A 12,867-nucleotide genomic window follows, 5' to 3' on the forward strand; every position below is an offset into this window, starting at 1 on the left:
CGCGCAATTTATTAATACTTAAAATTTAGAAATGCAAAAAGAAGTAAAAAAATCCTGGGCTCTATTTATAGGTATTGGAACCATGATGATAGCTCATGGATTACAAATGCAGATAATGGGTATTAGATCTGTACTTGAAGACTTTAGTGTATTTACCACAGGAATATTCATGTCAGGTTATTATGTTGGTTATTTTATTGGCTCAAGAACAACTCCAAATTTTGTATCTAAGGTTGGCCACATCAGAGTGTTTGCAGCTTTTGCATCCCTTGCATCACTTAGTGCATTGCTTGCAGTAGTTTATGTAAATCCATTTATGTGGACAGTAAGTAGATTTATAACAGGTATCAGTTTGGTTAGTTGTTATGTTGTCACTGAAAGTTGGTTAAACGACAGAGCAACAAATAAAAATAGAGGACAATTATTATCTGCATACATGATGGTAATTTATTTTGGTCTTGCAGTTGGAATGTTATTACTTAACTTAAGTGAACCAAAAGCATATGAACCTTTTATTTTGGTATCTGTGCTTTTATCTTTAGCGCTTGTTCCAATTCTACTAACTAAAAGACCAGCTCCTAAATTTAAAAAAATTGAAACAATTAGTATTAAAGAACTTTATGAAATTTCTCCTCTTGGAACTTTTAGTTCTTTTTTCACTGGAGTAATTCATGCTGCATTTTTTTCATTGATCTCAGTTTATGCAACTCTTGCTAAACTAAGTTTATTTGAAACTTCAATTCTTTTATTTATTGCAACGATTGCAGGTGTTTTTGGTCAAGGACCAATTGGATATTTTTCAGATCAATACGATAGAAGAAGAGTAATTATTGTAACAACATTTGGAAGTTCTGCTTTAGCATTATTATCAATTTTAACATCTAATGATCCTATACAAAATATTTATTATATGGATGAACTTGCATTTAAAAAAATAGTTTTCTTTATTGCGGTTGGTCTTTATTCAAGTTTATGCCTTCCATTATTTTCATTAAATCTTGCGCACACTAATGACTTTGTTCCAAAGTCTAAATTCGTTGCTGCTGGAGGAGGACTTCAATTAATTTTTGGTGTTGGTGCAATAAGTGGTCCAATTTTATGTTCATTGTTTATGGAATGGTTTGGATTAAATGGATTTTTTGGATTTTTAATTATAGTCCATGCTTTAATTGGAGCATTTGGCTTATATAGAATGAGAGTAAGAGAAACAGTCGATAATCCAGATTCTACATTTACACCTGTGCCTGCAACCATTACACCTGCTGGATTAGAATTAGACCCAGATACTCCAGCAACATTGGAAGAAACTTCTAAAACTGATAATCCTGAAATTAAAAATTATTAAATTTTTAATGCGAGTCTAATACTGCATGTAAAAATTGTTTAGTTCTTTCGTTTTGAGGATCTCCAAATAATTTTTCTGGTGGCCCTTCCTCAAATATTTTACCTTCATTAAAAAAACAAACTCTATCAGAAATCTCACGCGCAAAACCCATTTGGTGAGTGACCATTATCATAGTCAAACTGTGCTCTTTATTAAGGGAACGAATAACGTTTAATACTTCTCCTACTACCTCAGGATCAAGCGCAGAAGTTATTTCATCTAAAAGCATAACTTTAGGTCTCATTGCAAGAGCTCTTGCTATAGCAACCCTTTGTTGTTGACCTCCTGAAAGCCTACTTGGGTGTTGGTCTTTTTTATCTGTCAAACCTACTAACTCCAATAATTCCAAAGCTCTTTCCTCTGCTTCTTCTTTTTTAAGACCTAAAACTTCAATTGGTGCTTCTATGCAATTTTGTAAAGCTGTCATATGGGGAAACAAATTAAATTGCTGAAACACCATCCCAATTTTTGAACGTCTTTCTCTTAAATACTTTTCGCTTGCCTCAACAAGGTTACCATTTTCATTCATATGTGTTAGAGGTTCTCCGTCGAGATTAATTACACCTCCGTTTATTTTTTCTAAAGTCATCAAAACTCTAAGAACTGTGGTTTTACCTGATCCCGAAGGTCCAATTATTGAAACCATCTCATTTTTTTTAATATCTAGATTTAATTTATCCAAAACTACTAGGTCACCATATTGTTTGGTTACTTGATCAAATTTTACAATTATTTCGTCAGATGCATTTTTCATAATTTATTTTTTTATTTTTCCTTGTGCTTTATTAACATCATTTTCTAATTTTCTAACCCACATTGCAGCAGGAATTGAAAGAGTTAAAAATATAAGTCCAACCAAAGTATAAGGTTCTAAATATCTATAATTATATCCACCCACTGCTGTTGCTGCATGGAATAATTCTGCAACTCCTATTGTTGAAAGTAACGGTGTATCTTTAAAGATACCTACTAAATAATTACCCATGCCCGGTATAGCAATAGGAAATGCCTGTGGCAGAACTATTCTTCTGTAAGTATAAATTGTTGAAAAATTAAGAGCTCTACATGCTTCCCATTGAGATTTTGGAACTCCTTCCAAAGCACCTCTATAAACTTCAGATAAATAAGTTCCAAAATGAAGACCAATAGTAATCATTCCACAAACCCAAGCTGATAGGGTAATTCCAAATTGTGGTAATACAAAATAAACAAAAAATAACTGAATCAAAAGTGGTGTCGATCTTATAAACTCTACTATTTCTCTATTAATCCAGTTAACAATTTTAAAAGGAGTTTTTTGACCTAGTAAAAAAAATAAACCAACTATTAAAGCAATTGCATAACCTACACCAGCTGCAAGAATAGTATTTAAAGTTGCAATTGCCATTTGTGGCAATATTTCAAATGTAAAATCCCATCTCCATCCCATTTGCATAACTTAAATTCTTTCCTTTCCAACTTTTCTAGCTGCCAACACTTCTAACCATCTTAAAAATGGGACTAATGCAAATCTAGCAATAATATAATAAATCAGTAGTGCTGTTCCAAAACACTGAGCAGATAACCAAGTAATTGAATTAATTTGTTTTGCTTCAAAAGTTAAATCCACAACTGTTACCAATGCAACTAATGCTGTCGCTTTTAACAATTCGACAGTTAAATTTGCTGCAGGCGGAAGAATTATTGGAAATATTTGTGGAATAATAATTCTTTTAATTCTTTTTGCTGGAGTAAAATTTAAAGCATGTGCCGCCTCCCATTGTCCCTTAGGGACTGCAAGTATTCCTGCTCTAACTATTTCTGCACCATAAGCACCAAAATTTAAACCAAGTGCCACTACTCCTGCTGTAAATGCTTCAAGTGATATTCCAAAAAAAGGTAATACATAATAGGCCCAAAATAATTGAACCAATAAAGAAGTTCCTCTGAAAAATTCTATATATACTGTAGCAATCCCTTGTATCGCTCGATTTTTAGAGAGCCTCATCAGACCAAAAATCATGGAAATAATCACATATAGAATCATAGAACAAACAAGTACTTTTACTGTGGTTACTGTTCCTAACAAAAGTGTAACGCCATGTTCGTTTAAAAATTCAAAATATGTCAAAGTATTTTCCTTTAGATTTTAAAAACCAGGCAACAATCGAGTTGCCTGGTTTAATTTTTTAATAATGTAAATTATTTAGTTGAGCAAGCCCACTCTGTAGTCATGTCAGCGGGAGGTAGTTGAGCTCTATCATAACCATACTTACCAGCTCTCTCTAACATTTTATCAGGATTAGCTAAAACTTTAGCTAAAGCTACGTTGAAAGCATCTCTGAATTTACTATCACTTTTTCTAAAACCAATACCTACTACGTTTACAGTTTCTTTAGGCATTAATTTAGGATCAGTTACTTCAAAAGCTCCACCAGTTTTTTCCTCATGCTCTTTTGCACCAAAGAAAGTTTGTACAGCAGCATCAGCTCTTCCAGCTTTCATTGCTGCTAAAATACCAACTTCACCTTCTACTAAAAGCATTTGGCTATCTGGAACACCAGCTTTTTTTGCAGCTTCTACAGTGTTAAAACCAGTTCCTGTTACAAGTTTAGCTCCAGTTCTTATAACATCCTCGTAATTATTAATTCCTTTAGGGTTACCTTTTGGAACTAACATCGCATCACCAAATACTCCGATTGGATCTGAAAAATCAATGTTGGCACATCTGCTTTTTAGAATGTACATACCACCAGTAATCATGTCTGATCTGTCAGCATTTATTCCTGGAATAAGACCTGACCATTCAAAAACTTTAGTTTCATGCTCAGTAATTCCCATTTCTTCTAAAACAGTTAAAGCAATCATGTTTACAAAACCTAATGCTTCACCATTATCTCCAGCATATGCCCATGGCACAGCAGTACCAAAACCTAGTCTTAATTTGTGACCATCTGCAAGCCTTTCAGTTAATGTTTTTGCATTAACAGTCGAAATACTAAACAGAAGAACAAATAAAACAGTTAAAGTCTTATATATTTTTCTCATTATATCCCCTTCGTTATGTTTTGATAAAGTTAACCAGATTGGGGGGTATGTGTACAGGGTAATTGAAATAAATATTCAATCCTGAGTTGTCTGTAATTTATTTTATAAAGATTTTTTCTAATAAATTTATTTCACCATCATTTTCAGGTGTCAGATAAACACCCATGTCATAATGATCGTAAGTTTGTTTTAAAGTTTTAAGTAAATTGAAAGAATTATCATCTGTTTCAGGTTTTAAGTTTATTGCAACACATCTTGGAATATTTTTTTCAACTTTAAAGAAAACATCATTTATTTTTATAATTTTACCAATCCAGTTTCTTTCTTCCCAAGCATCTATTCCATCAAAATATAGATTGCCTCTAAAAATAGATTTTTCAATTTTTTGATCAATTTTATTTCCAAAATCTTTAATACTATTAATATTTAAAAGAGAAATTGAGTTTCTAAACATAGACTTATTAGATATAGAGGTATCATAAAAAGGATACTCGTCATTTCTCATAAGTCTCATATCGTTTTTTAAAGACCCCTCTAGTTCAATTAATTTTCTTACAAGATCATCTCTTTCATTTGTTTCATTAACGTTAACAGTAATAATTTCTGTATTATTTAGCGTTAAAGTTAACTTATTATCCTCATGTAAAAAATTATACTTATTAAACACTGGTGTGTTTTTAAGTGTTACGATTTTATTCCATTTACCTTTTCTTGTTTCAGGATTTTTTTCGAATTCTACAGATTGATCTAAATTAAGATTTTGTGAAAAAGCAAAAACTCTATCACCTTCTATACCAACACTTTTATTAATTTTACAATTTTCAATATTTTGAAATGAAATCGATTTTACAGGACAGTTATGTATTGAAGTAATAATAGCACTCATATAATCTTTAAAAATAATATGACTTATCTTAATTCAAATCAACTGAAACAGTACAATGAAGAAGGATATGTAGCACCCCTAGATATTTTGACTGAAGAAGAAGCTTTAGAAGCAAGAAATGAAATTGAGCTAATTGAAAAAGAAATGCCAAATGAAATTGATAAATCTGGCAGATACAATATTCACTTAATCTCTCCTAAACTAGATGCGATTGTTCATAATTCTAAAATTCTTGATGCAGTTGAAAGTATTATTGGAAAAAATATTTTAGTTTGTAGTACTACTTTATTTATTAAAAACCCTAAACAAGAGGGATTTGTAAGTTATCATCAAGATGCAAAATATATTGGGTTAGAACCTCATAATTGGGTTACTGCATGGATAGCAATTACGAATTCAAATAATGAAAATGGTTGCATGAGAATGTGGCCTAAGTCTCATATCGAACTAAAAGATCATAACCAAAAGTTTAATGAAGGAAACCTATTAACACGTGGTCAAACAGTAGAAGGAGTGCCAGAAAATGAAGTTAAACCCGTAGAGCTTAAAGCAGGTCAAATGTCTTTACATCACCCAAGAATAGTTCATGGCTCTGGAATAAATAAAAGTAATGATAGAAGAATTGGTTTTGTAGTTCAAAGTTACATAGGAACTAATGTTAAACAAATTTTAGGAAAAAATAGTGTTCAAATTGCTAGAGGAAAAGATGAATATCAATATCACGAAGTTATTAATCGTGCTAATTCATTAATGAGTGAGGAAGGCAAGTCTTTAAGAATTAGAGAAAATAAATATCTACAAGAAATCTTTTATAACGGTTCAGAAAAAAAGGGGTCCTACTAATTAAATGAAAAAACTTATTATCCTAAGTTTTTTTTTATTTTCTAAAACATTTGCCTTTGAAAACACCAAAATTGATTTTGGAAATTTTTCTTTAAATAAATATGAAATTACTATCCAAGAATTTAAAAATTATGCCAAAAAAAATAATTTAATCACTGAAGCAGAGAAAACTGGTGGTGGATATGAATGGGGTGCTGGTTGGGAAAAAAGAGCTGGTTGGACATATAAAACCCCGTACGGTGAAAATCCTGATAGTGAATTAGAACCAGCGGTACATGTTAGTAGATACGAAGCTGAGGATTACTGTAAATCAATAGATGGTAGACTGCCCACTTTTGATGAATGGTCTTACGCTGCATACAAGCAGGTATTTAATTCTTCAGAGTTTGAAAAAGGCAAAGTCTATAAATACCCAAGTGGGGATGAAGCAAAAAATATGAATTCTCAAGGATTATTAAATTATGACAAACATATTGATGTAACTAAACTACCAGACGGAATTAATGGTTTAGTTGCGATGGGAGGAAATGTTTGGGAATGGATCGACGATCAAAAAAATGATAATTCATTAACAGCCGGTGCTTCTTGGTGGTATGGAGGTTCTAAGACTTCTAAAAGTGGAGCGCAATACAAACCATCTAATTTCTATGCAATTTATGTTGGTTTTAGATGTGCCTTCGACTAATATTTTAAAAATCCAAAAATTATTGAATGATAAAATTTTTTATTACATTATTTTTTTTAATTTTTACTATCAGCTCTAGTTTTTCAAACGAGTTAAAACTTACTAAAAATCCCGATGCTATTTGTAACAATGGTGAGCAAGCTACATTTACAATTAAAAAAGCAAAATCAAAAAAATGGGCAATAATTTTACCGGGTGGTGGTGTTGCACGAAATGCTGATGAATACAAATCGCGATCTGAGGGTATGAAATCTCCTGAATTAAAACCTCATTATTTTGGACAAGCCATAGAGAAAGATGTTGAGGATAAAAATTATAATATGGTGTTTATTCCTTATTGTTCTAGTGATCTTTATCAAGGTAACCATTTCAACATTGTAGATGGTAAAGAAATTCCTTTCAAAGGAAGAGTAATAGTCAATGATGTTTTAGACCAACTTAATGATCAGCTTAAACAAGCAGATGAGATTATATTTTTAGGTTATTCTGCAGGAGCAATAGGTATTGGATTTCATGCCGAAAGAATTGGACGGTATAACAATGTAAGGGTTTTAGTGGATAGTTTCTGGTTCGATGAGGAAACAACTAGATTTTATGAAATTTTTGAAAAAAATAATGATCGAAGCTTTATTTATAAAGGATCCATGGAAGCTTGTAACAATAGTTGGGTTAGTTGTTTTCCATCAAGAAAGAACTTTGAAAAAAATAATATAAAGGATGTATTTTTTATTTGGAATATTGGAGACAGATATGCGGACCCAATTAAAGATAAATTAGCTTTAAAAAAAGCAATCAAGAAAGATTTAGAGTTTTATAACGCTGGATTTAGTATTGAAGCTGACAAAAGAAAAATTTCAGGATTTGAAGATTGGGGACACGTCTTAGCTTGGGATAATAAAACTTATACTAAGAACTACTTTGATATGAGTCTTCAAGAAGCAGTCAATAATTGGATAGATAGAAAAGGAAATGCAGTTGTTGTTGATTATTTGCTTAGTGATGAAAAAAAAGCTGAAATTAATAAAAAATCAAAATTATTTGATGGAGAATATAAATTCAAATTACATCGAGTATCGGAAGATGGTAAAAATAAAAAAATTGGTAATGGAAAACTTGAAATTAAAAATGGAAAACTAATCTTCTTTATCAAACCAAGTAAATTAAAAACTGGTTCAAAGGATCATTACGAAACAGCAGAAATTAATATAAACCCGAATGGTGAGTTAAACGGATCTATTAAACTTGATATATTAAGTGGTAAAGATAGATCAGAAATTTATTATTTTAACGGAATGCTTAATGATAAAATCTGGGGCACATCTCCAGATGAAAGTTTTTTCAAAGTTTATCTACAAATAAAAAAATAATTATGAAAAAAGTATTAAATCTTGGTGTTATTGGTATAGATCATGGTCACATCTTTGACATGTTAGATGAAATGTTAAAAGAAGGATGTACGTGTGATCATTTTTGGACTGGAGATAATCCATTAACTTTAAAAGAGTTTAATTCAAAATATCCAAATATTAAAAGAAAAGAAAACAAGGAAGAAATATTAAATGATCCATCAATTGATATGATTTTAATATCTTCAGTGCCTAAAGATAGAGCTAACAATTCAATAGAAGCTTTAAAAGCTGGAAAAGATGTGATTGTCGATAAACCAGGTTGTACTACTTTAGATCAATTAAATGAACTTAAACAAACAGTAAAAGAAACTGGAAAAATTTGGTCAGTTAATTTTTCAGAAAGGTTTCATGTTGCGGCTGTTGCTAAAGCTGAAGAATTAATTAACGAAGGAAAAATTGGTAAAATAAAGCAAACAATTGGTACCGGTCCACATCGACAAGGTAACTATGAAAGACCTGATTGGTTTTATGATCGAGAAAGTTATGGAGGGATAATTACTGATATTGGCTCACATCAAATTCATCAGTTTTTAGTATTTACAAATTCAAACGAAGCGAAAATTAATCATTCTCTTGTAGAAAATACTACCAAAAAGGAAAAACCTGGTTTTCAAGATTTTGGAGAAGTTAATCTAACTGGAAATAATGGACATGGCTATATTAGATTAGATTGGTTTACTCCAGATGCACTTCCAACGTGGGGAGATGGGAGATTATTAATCCTTGGAGATAAAGGCTATATAGAAATAAGAAAATATACAGATTTAGCAAAATCAAAAAAAGGAAATCATTTATATTTAGCTAATAATGAAGAAGTTAAATACATCGATTGCTCTGATGTTAAGCTCCCCTACTTTAGAAATTTAATTAATGATGTAATCAACAGAACTGAAACTGCTTGCTCTCAGGAATTAACTTATCTTTCAATGGAACTTGCAATAAAAGCACAATTAAAAGCTGAAACAAAATGAAAAAGTATCAAGTAGCAATTATAGGAACTAACATTGGCGCTAAACACTATGAAGATTTTCAAAAAGTTAAAGAGAGATTTAATGTTCACACTTTATGTGGGCTTACAAGAGAAGCTATTGATAACTTTTTGCCAAATGACACTGATACTAAGGTATCACTTAATTTTGATGATGTATTAAAAGTAAAAGAAATAGATATCATTGATATATGTCTTCCACCCCACTTACATTTTTCAGCTTGTAAAAAAGTAATGGAAGCTGGAAAACATGTAATTTGTGAAAAACCATTAGTATCAAGTCTTAAAGAAGTAGATCAATTAGAAAAGATCAGTAAAGAAACTGGTAAAATTATTTTTCCAGTTTTCCAATATCGATATGGTCTAGGATTTTCAAAATTAAAAGCATTAATAAAATCTGGTTTAGCAGGAAAACCATTAGTTGCTTCTTTAGAAACGCATTGGAATAGAGGAAAAGATTACTATTCAAAACCTTGGAGAGGAACTTGGGAAGGTGAACAAGGTGGAGCTATATTAAGTCATTCGATACATATTCATGACTTAGTGAGCATGATCTTAGGTCAAGTTTCAAATGTATTTGCAAAATTATCAACTAGAGTAAATGATATTGAAGTTGAAGATTGTGCAGCTTTATCAATTGAAATGGAAAATGGAACACTTGTTACAAGCTCAATTACACTTGGTGCTGCAAATGATACCAGCAGACTTCGATTTTGTTTTGAAGGATTAACAGCTGAGTCTGGAGCATCTCCAGATAAACCCTACAGTCCAGCTGATGATGAGTGGCATTTTTTACCAAGATCCCCAGTTACTCAATCTCAAATAGATGAAGTGTTGTTAAAAGTAAAAGAACCACAATCTTGGTATGCAGGTATGTTTGAAGAAATTGCAAATAAATTAGATGGATCTACTAGTGATGAGGTAACTTTATCAGATGCTAGAAAATCTTTAGAATTTGTTACTGCTGTCTACGATTCTTCGAGACAAAATAAAAACATTAAACTTCCAATAGATAAAGATAATCCACTTTATCATTCATGGTTACCGAATAATTCATGATAAACTTTGAGCTCAATGAGAGTTTAATTGAAGAGTTTAATAATAATGGTTTTTTGATTTTAGATAACTTTTTAGATTTAAATTATATTGAAGATCTTAGAAATAAATTTGAGCCTTTATTTAAAGGTAATTTTGAAACAGGAATTGAGCCAGATGAGTGGAACTGGAAATTTGGTAAAGATCCTGAAGATGTTACTCGTCAAATCTGTAATGCTTGGAAAGCAGATAATTTAATAAAAAAAGTAGTTTGTCATAAAATAATTGGTGAAGTTTGCTCTCGTTTAATGAATTGGCAAGGTGCAAGATTGGTTCAGGATAATGTTTTATGGAAACCGCCAGGAGGAAAAACCTTAGGTTTTCATCAAGATGCTGCTTATGATGATTGGCTTATTCCACAAATCATGATGACTTGTTGGATGTCATTAGATGATACTTCAAAAGAAACTGGAACATTAGAGTATATTAAAGGCTCTCATAAATGGGGTCTTCAACCTCCTAAAGGAGAATTTCACTCCCCTGAAGATTATAAAAAAGAATTAAATATTTTTGCTGAAAAAAATAATAAACAAATAGAAGTTGCTTATGTAGAAGTACCAGCTGGTGGTGTTTCATTTCATCATGGCTTCACCTGGCATGGATCGGGAATAAATACTTCAAGTAACAATCGACGAGCAATCGTTTCTCATTGTGTTCCGAGTAATGCTAAATTTCATCCAACAAATGAAGGTGGAACAGCTAAGACTTATAAAAAATATAAAAAAGAAAATAGTGATTTGTTAGATGAAGAATATTTTCCTCTTTTATGGGAAAGTAAATCTATTTAGATCCATCAAACCTATCTTCATCCTGTTTAGTTGGATTGTAAGTAGGTGATGTTTCAAATTGTTCTTCACATTTAATATCAATATAAGGTGCTTTTGATCTTGTAAAAATTTCACCTGATACACCAAACCAAAAACTTGGTGGGTCAAATGTTGCAGCAGCAATAGCTGTTAAACCTTTTAAAGCAGGTGCTGATATTGTCCAATAAACACTGGTTCCACATTTTTTACAAAAATTTGTTTCAAAAGTATTTCCACTCTCTGTTACAAATTTATATTGATTATAATGTTGTGAATGGTGTTTTACATTTTCTTCTTTAAACCAAGCACCAACACCAAAAGGACTTCCTGATCTTAGTTGGCAATATCTACAGTGACAAACTCTAGCTCGTTCTGGATTACCAGTTGTTTCATATCTGTTTTCTCCACAAGCACAGCCACCTTGATGAATTTCTTTATCTGACATAATTAAAGACTATAATATTTTAAAATAATATGAACAAAGAAAACGCAAGTAAACTCTGGAAAATTATTCAGGAAGCTGGCGATTATTTGGTGGGACAATTACCGGACCATCCAAATCACCCTAAAGGAAGAAACCCCTATGCTCATGTAGCTATATGCGTAAAAAGCAAATTCAATGCAAGTTACAAAGATATTCCTGATGAACAATTTGATGAAGTTATAAAGTATATTGAATTTTTAAAAGAGAATCCTAGTTAGCTTTAATTGTATTTAACAATTCATCAACATCGCTATCTTTAGTATTCCAAGCAGCAACTAGCCTCACAGCTTTGCCATCCAATTCTTCTTCATTCATCTTGTAACCTTCCGAATTAAGATGTTCTATTTTTTCTCTTGGAAATTTAGCGAAAACTTCATTTGCTTCCGTTGGATAAGCAATTTCAATATCATTATGCTTGCTTAGACCATCACTTAATTTTTTGCCCATTGCATTAGCATGTTTTGCGTTTCTCAACCAAACATCATTTGAAATGTAGGCATCTAATTGAGCAGATACAAAACGCATTTTAGATAATAAGTGCCCTGCTCTTTTCATTAAAAAAGCAATATCCCCTACTAATTCTTTATTAAAAAATATAATTGCTTCAGCCGCTAAACATCCATTTTTAGTTGCTCCAAATGACAATACATCTACGCCTGATTTCCAAGTCATTTCAGCAGGAGTTACACCTAAAGATACCAATGCATTAGCAAATCTAGCACCATCCATATGTAAATTTAGTTTATGTTTGTGAGTTATCTCTGCAATTTTTTTTATTTCGTCTAATTGATAAACTTCGCCTGTTTCACACACTTGAGTAATGCTAACTGAAGAAGGTTGGGTGTGATGTACAATTCCTTTTCCACCTATCGATTGGTGCAATTCTTCTGCAGTGATTTTTCCCATTACTCCAGTTAAAGGGATTAATTTTCCACCCCCTGTATAAAATTCAGGCGCACCACATTCATCAGTATTGATGTGAGACATCTTATGACAATAAATATTCCCATAAGAAGGTGTCATGGTTGATAAAGCTAAAGCATTTGCGGCTGTTCCTGATGCAGTTGGAAAAACAATAACTTCTTTTTCAAATATTTCTGAAAACTTATCTTGTAACTCTGTTGACAAAGGATCATTTCCATAAGGAGTGCTATCTCCTTCATTTGCTTTAATGATTGCCTCTAATACCTCAGGGCAAGCACCCGCAACATTATCGGAGGCGAATTTAACTCGCTCTCTTTTTGTTTTTATTTTAGCCAT

Annotated in this window: 15 protein-coding genes; 8 read left to right on the forward strand and 7 right to left on the reverse strand. The window is 31.7% G+C overall.

The window, feature by feature from the left end; all coding sequences use genetic code 11:
* Positions 1–31: 31 nt before the first annotated feature.
* Positions 32–1,345, forward strand: a complete 1,314-nt coding sequence (locus tag VP90_RS02815) for an MFS transporter (RefSeq protein WP_262589569.1) — start codon at positions 32–34, stop codon at positions 1,343–1,345.
* 4 nt (positions 1,346–1,349) lie between these two features.
* Here VP90_RS02815 and ehuA read toward each other — a convergent pair whose 3' ends face one another.
* The 5 genes from ehuA to VP90_RS02840 form a co-directional block, all read right to left on the reverse strand.
* On the reverse strand, positions 1,350–2,138 hold the full coding sequence (gene ehuA, locus VP90_RS02820) for an ectoine/hydroxyectoine ABC transporter ATP-binding protein EhuA (protein ID WP_262589570.1): 789 nt from the start codon (positions 2,136–2,138) through the stop codon (positions 1,350–1,352).
* 3 nt (positions 2,139–2,141) lie between these two features.
* Entirely contained in the window at positions 2,142–2,819 is a 678-nt protein-coding gene (gene ehuD, locus VP90_RS02825) for an ectoine/hydroxyectoine ABC transporter permease subunit EhuD (RefSeq protein ID WP_262589572.1), read from the reverse strand.
* 3 nt (positions 2,820–2,822) lie between these two features.
* The gene (gene ehuC, locus VP90_RS02830; RefSeq protein ID WP_262589574.1) at positions 2,823–3,494 is read right to left on the reverse strand and encodes an ectoine/hydroxyectoine ABC transporter permease subunit EhuC; all 672 of its coding nucleotides are present in this window, start codon (positions 3,492–3,494) and stop codon (positions 2,823–2,825) included.
* A gap of 71 nt (positions 3,495–3,565) precedes the next feature.
* A complete protein-coding gene (locus tag VP90_RS02835) occupies positions 3,566–4,411 on the reverse strand; it encodes a transporter substrate-binding domain-containing protein (RefSeq protein ID WP_262589575.1) in 846 nt (281 codons plus the stop codon).
* 97 nt (positions 4,412–4,508) lie between these two features.
* Positions 4,509–5,297, reverse strand: a complete 789-nt coding sequence (locus VP90_RS02840) for an MOSC domain-containing protein (protein ID WP_262589576.1) — start codon at positions 5,295–5,297, stop codon at positions 4,509–4,511.
* 18 nt (positions 5,298–5,315) lie between these two features.
* On the opposite strand from VP90_RS02840, the gene VP90_RS02845 reads away from it, so the two are divergent.
* The 6 genes from VP90_RS02845 to VP90_RS02870 are packed head-to-tail and all read left to right on the forward strand — an operon-like array spanning position 5,316 to position 11,105.
* A complete protein-coding gene (locus tag VP90_RS02845; protein ID WP_262589577.1) occupies positions 5,316–6,140 on the forward strand; it encodes a phytanoyl-CoA dioxygenase family protein in 825 nt (274 codons plus the stop codon).
* Positions 6,141–6,144: 4 nt separating this feature from the next.
* Entirely contained in the window at positions 6,145–6,825 is a 681-nt protein-coding gene (locus VP90_RS02850; RefSeq protein WP_262589578.1) for a formylglycine-generating enzyme family protein, read from the forward strand.
* Between the two features lie 26 nt (positions 6,826–6,851).
* A complete protein-coding gene (locus tag VP90_RS02855; protein WP_262589579.1) occupies positions 6,852–8,192 on the forward strand; it encodes a pectinacetylesterase family protein in 1,341 nt (446 codons plus the stop codon).
* A 2-nt stretch (positions 8,193–8,194) separates the two neighbouring features.
* Positions 8,195–9,205: a Gfo/Idh/MocA family protein gene (locus VP90_RS02860; protein ID WP_262589580.1), complete on the forward strand. Its 1,011-nt coding sequence runs from the start codon at positions 8,195–8,197 to the stop codon at positions 9,203–9,205.
* Positions 9,202–10,281: a Gfo/Idh/MocA family protein gene (locus tag VP90_RS02865; RefSeq protein WP_262589581.1), complete on the forward strand. Its 1,080-nt coding sequence runs from the start codon at positions 9,202–9,204 to the stop codon at positions 10,279–10,281. The genes VP90_RS02860 and VP90_RS02865 overlap by 4 nt, the downstream gene beginning before the upstream one ends.
* A complete protein-coding gene (locus tag VP90_RS02870; protein ID WP_262589582.1) occupies positions 10,278–11,105 on the forward strand; it encodes a phytanoyl-CoA dioxygenase family protein in 828 nt (275 codons plus the stop codon). The genes VP90_RS02865 and VP90_RS02870 overlap by 4 nt, the downstream gene beginning before the upstream one ends.
* Here VP90_RS02870 and VP90_RS02875 read toward each other — a convergent pair.
* Positions 11,098–11,568 (reverse strand): GFA family protein, encoded by a 471-nt coding sequence (locus VP90_RS02875; protein WP_262589583.1) that lies wholly within the window; start codon positions 11,566–11,568, stop codon positions 11,098–11,100. The two genes, VP90_RS02870 and VP90_RS02875, sit on opposite strands and share 8 nt — an antisense overlap.
* Before the next feature lie 29 nt (positions 11,569–11,597).
* On the opposite strand from VP90_RS02875, the gene VP90_RS02880 reads away from it, so the two are divergent.
* Positions 11,598–11,825, forward strand: a complete 228-nt coding sequence (locus VP90_RS02880; protein ID WP_262589584.1) for a hypothetical protein — start codon at positions 11,598–11,600, stop codon at positions 11,823–11,825.
* On the opposite strand, the gene VP90_RS02885 is transcribed toward VP90_RS02880, so the two are convergent.
* On the reverse strand, positions 11,818–12,867 hold the full coding sequence (locus VP90_RS02885) for a threonine aldolase family protein (RefSeq protein WP_262589585.1): 1,050 nt from the start codon (positions 12,865–12,867) through the stop codon (positions 11,818–11,820). The two genes, VP90_RS02880 and VP90_RS02885, sit on opposite strands and share 8 nt — an antisense overlap.

This window comes from Candidatus Pelagibacter ubique HIMB140 (assembly GCF_025558165.1).
Classification (GTDB): Bacteria; Pseudomonadota; Alphaproteobacteria; order Pelagibacterales; family Pelagibacteraceae; genus Pelagibacter; species Pelagibacter ubique_T.

Excerpts from the sequence above, each read along its gene's own strand:
- VP90_RS02835 (WP_262589575.1), bottom strand. The coding sequence starts at position 4,411 with ATGAGAAAAATATATAAGACTTTAACTGTTTTATTTGTTCTTCTGTTT.
- ehuD (WP_262589572.1), bottom strand. The coding sequence starts at position 2,819 with ATGCAAATGGGATGGAGATGGGATTTTACATTTGAAATATTGCCACAA.
- VP90_RS02845 (WP_262589577.1), top strand. The coding sequence starts at position 5,316 with ATGACTTATCTTAATTCAAATCAACTGAAACAGTACAATGAAGAAGGA.
- VP90_RS02865 (WP_262589581.1), top strand. The coding sequence starts at position 9,202 with ATGAAAAAGTATCAAGTAGCAATTATAGGAACTAACATTGGCGCTAAA.
- ehuA (WP_262589570.1), bottom strand. The coding sequence starts at position 2,138 with ATGAAAAATGCATCTGACGAAATAATTGTAAAATTTGATCAAGTAACC.
- VP90_RS02875 (WP_262589583.1), bottom strand. The coding sequence starts at position 11,568 with ATGTCAGATAAAGAAATTCATCAAGGTGGCTGTGCTTGTGGAGAAAAC.
- VP90_RS02860 (WP_262589580.1), top strand. The coding sequence starts at position 8,195 with ATGAAAAAAGTATTAAATCTTGGTGTTATTGGTATAGATCATGGTCAC.
- VP90_RS02880 (WP_262589584.1), top strand. The coding sequence starts at position 11,598 with ATGAACAAAGAAAACGCAAGTAAACTCTGGAAAATTATTCAGGAAGCT.
- VP90_RS02840 (WP_262589576.1), bottom strand. The coding sequence starts at position 5,297 with ATGAGTGCTATTATTACTTCAATACATAACTGTCCTGTAAAATCGATT.
- VP90_RS02885 (WP_262589585.1), bottom strand. The coding sequence starts at position 12,867 with ATGGCTAAAATAAAAACAAAAAGAGAGCGAGTTAAATTCGCCTCCGAT.
- VP90_RS02850 (WP_262589578.1), top strand. The coding sequence starts at position 6,145 with ATGAAAAAACTTATTATCCTAAGTTTTTTTTTATTTTCTAAAACATTT.
- VP90_RS02870 (WP_262589582.1), top strand. The coding sequence starts at position 10,278 with ATGATAAACTTTGAGCTCAATGAGAGTTTAATTGAAGAGTTTAATAAT.
- VP90_RS02815 (WP_262589569.1), top strand. The coding sequence starts at position 32 with ATGCAAAAAGAAGTAAAAAAATCCTGGGCTCTATTTATAGGTATTGGA.
- VP90_RS02855 (WP_262589579.1), top strand. The coding sequence starts at position 6,852 with ATGATAAAATTTTTTATTACATTATTTTTTTTAATTTTTACTATCAGC.